Source organism: Kosmotoga sp. (assembly GCF_982836095.1).
Genome location: NZ_CEYIHJ010000029.1, coordinates 14,575 through 14,783, shown reverse-complemented (window position 1 = coordinate 14,783; position 209 = coordinate 14,575).

Sequence of the window (209 nt, the reverse complement as noted above, 5' to 3'; positions counted from 1 at the left end):
AGCCCATTTGACTATCGGTTATAATCCCTCCATAAACGACTGGGATTGGGGCATTGTCTTCGATTCCAGCTTTGATATCTCACCTGATGGCATGTGGCTTGCCGGTGAATAACCAATAGCCAACAATGTAGAACTGAAAACAGGCCCCTCAAAGGGCCTGTTTTTTGATAATTATTTACAATGTTCAGCTAAACCCATATAATGCTCTT